A 2,569-nucleotide genomic window follows, 5' to 3' on the forward strand; every position below is an offset into this window, starting at 1 on the left:
AATAAAGTACTAATTCCCATGATGACTACCCCTCTGACTATGGTTGATGTTTGCTCAAACATTATTTTATCAGAGAATGTGATCATTTTATTCATATAGGTCAATCAATTTGGCGAAGGTATTGTTACAACAAGTCGAATTTATTGTACATTTTCTGATGCTCTGAATTCCTGCCATCAAGCCTGATCCCATCATCATATATCAATACCATTTTGCCATAATTCATATTCACTGATATCAATCATATCATTCCAATAGACTGCATATCCTCCGGGTTCTATCTTTACATTTTTAAAAAATCCTTTGTCCTTAAGCGGGGAATACATTTCTTTGATTAACAATTTTTTGACATCATAACGCTTGCGTTTGCCATTATCAAAAGTAACAATGAGTGTCCGTTGATCAGCAGGCATAACATCTTTTATTTTTGGTACTATCATTCAATTTACTCCAGAGGTGGCAATTTTTTAAATTCCTGGGTTTCCCATATCGTTTTTAATTCTGACTGATACTTTTCAGCCCACTCAATAACGAGTTTTCTTGCTCTGGCGGGAAGATCTCCTTCAATGACGTTCAAAGAATTAATATCGATAAGGGCAATATATTCACCATAAACGGCGTGAAAATGCGGAGGCGGGTGATCTCCGAAAAACAGTTTGATGATTATCCCATAAAACCTCGTAATTTCTGGCATTGCAATCCTTCCTGCTGTTTGTTGCTACTAAATATATTACTCTGAAATTGTTTATTTTTCAATAATTTTGACAGGAACTGAAATCGTGACTGAATACGTCAGGTCGCTGGACAACCATCTGCCGGATATCTTAGGAACCAAGTAAAGCGGCAACAGCTCTTGCTTCACCAGCAGGGTGACGTTTTCCCGGCTCAAGAAGGGCTTTATTATCAATTCCCTCCTTGGAACACATGACCGCTGATAACCTTTTGCAGCTTTGTAATCCCACTTTAAAAAAGAGCATCACTTCTCCCCCGGGAATTAACACAACTCGTTCGTATAATTATTTAATTTTACTCTGACCCCAATACTACACCACTCTGAATTCCTGCTGTGCTGTTACTGCTGACCCTATGACTTACTGTAACCCCATTACTGACCCATGACCCTTTCTCACGCTTGGCTGATCCATTGTTTTATTTCATCAAATGATTTGGCCTGGAAAAATTTTTCTCCAATCTCTTCAAGTTGTGATTTAGACAATAGCGACAGCATGGGAATCAATTCGTCCGATTCTTTCTTAAACTTCAAAGCAATTTGTTTGGAAAGCAGATTTATTGTTCCTTCTATTTCCCCTTTCTCAAAGCCTTCTATTTCCCCTTTCTCAAAGCCTATCTTTTCTACACTTGTTATGTATGGCATTCTTAACTCCTTTTCTATTGCTTCCAATTCATGCCAAAGAGACTTTTCCAATTCTTCAGGCAGCCTCATCACCCAGTCGATAAAGCTGAACAGATCAATGATTTCTTGTTTGTTGAAACCTTGTTCATATAATGCGCGGATCAGGGCAAATTTTGAATCATATCTTCCGGAAGGATTTTTACGAGTTTCCAGCGCTTTCAGATGCGCCTTCACAACAACGGCAAAAAGGTTTTCATGTTTCTCCAGCAATGCGCAGCTGTCCTTACTTTTACCGAATTCTATCAGTTTGGAAACTGGATATTTCAAAGAAAGTTCACATCCCCATAATTCATATCCAAAAGCAGACGGCTTCCAGCGGGGATGGTCATCAGCAAGGATTACAAGACTGACCACGCTTTTGTCATACATGTCAAATATCCGGTAGTTGTACGTATAAATCCGTCTTGCAAAATCAGTTTCATACTGGGATTGAACTTCCACATGCACCAACACCCAAGTTTCATTACCCGACATGGTATACACCCGTGCCAGTTTGTCCGCTGTTCTGCGGCCAAGCTCAGCAGTACGGGATATCTGCTGAAACTCCTTATCTAAAAAGACCACGGGCCTGTTCCAGTCAATGCCGTTTGCAGCATCCGGGAAAAAGAATAGAATCAACTCCCTAAAATATCGGGTAATCATATCTTTCCACGGATTATCGTAATCATCGTGACTGGATCCCATTCATCCTCCATGATACTATTTGATTTTAGAAATATTTTTTATCATAACTCTACTTTGTTAGACTATATGTAACTATCTGAATTTATTGTAAATGATATTTCAACCTATTTCATTTATTCCAAATAATATCAATATGTTACGATCTAATATAACAAAGTAGCGATAATATACCAAAACAAAAATAACGAATCAAGTCATTAAAAATAAATGGTGTCTGACCCCTTTTGACTTCCCCAGACTTCCCCAAAAAACTTCCATTTTTATGTAAAAAATTAAACGAAGATATAACCTTTTTGACACAATTCAGCCAAAGACTCTTTTGAAATGAAACCACCCATGGCATTATAAAATTAACCAACACCGAATCAGAAAATTTTCTTAAAACGCTTTTTTAGGGGCAAAATTGCCGGGTTAAGGCCAAAAATAAGGCTAAAACTGCGGCTTTATCTCGACATTACAAATAATTGGCTC

The 2,569-nt window shown here is 37.8% G+C and carries 3 protein-coding genes; all 3 read right to left on the minus strand.

From position 1 onward, the window contains the following. Positions 1–194: 194 nt before the first annotated feature. The 3 genes from HXW94_RS18510 to HXW94_RS18525 all read right to left on the minus strand — a co-directional run bounded on the left by HXW94_RS18510 (position 195) and on the right by HXW94_RS18525 (position 2,098). On the minus strand, positions 195–440 hold the full coding sequence (locus tag HXW94_RS18510) for a DUF2442 domain-containing protein (protein ID WP_178368368.1): 246 nt from the start codon (positions 438–440) through the stop codon (positions 195–197). 5 nt (positions 441–445) lie between these two features. Further along, positions 446–694: a DUF4160 domain-containing protein gene (locus tag HXW94_RS18515; RefSeq protein ID WP_178368369.1), complete on the minus strand. Its 249-nt coding sequence runs from the start codon at positions 692–694 to the stop codon at positions 446–448. Between the two features lie 432 nt (positions 695–1,126). Continuing rightward, on the minus strand, positions 1,127–2,098 hold the full coding sequence (locus HXW94_RS18525) for a DUF4351 domain-containing protein (RefSeq protein ID WP_178368371.1): 972 nt from the start codon (positions 2,096–2,098) through the stop codon (positions 1,127–1,129). Positions 2,099–2,569: the final 471 nt, after the last annotated feature.

Origin of the sequence: Desulfobacter latus (assembly GCF_013389365.1) — a bacterium.
GTDB lineage: Bacteria > Desulfobacterota > Desulfobacteria > Desulfobacterales > Desulfobacteraceae > Desulfobacter > Desulfobacter latus.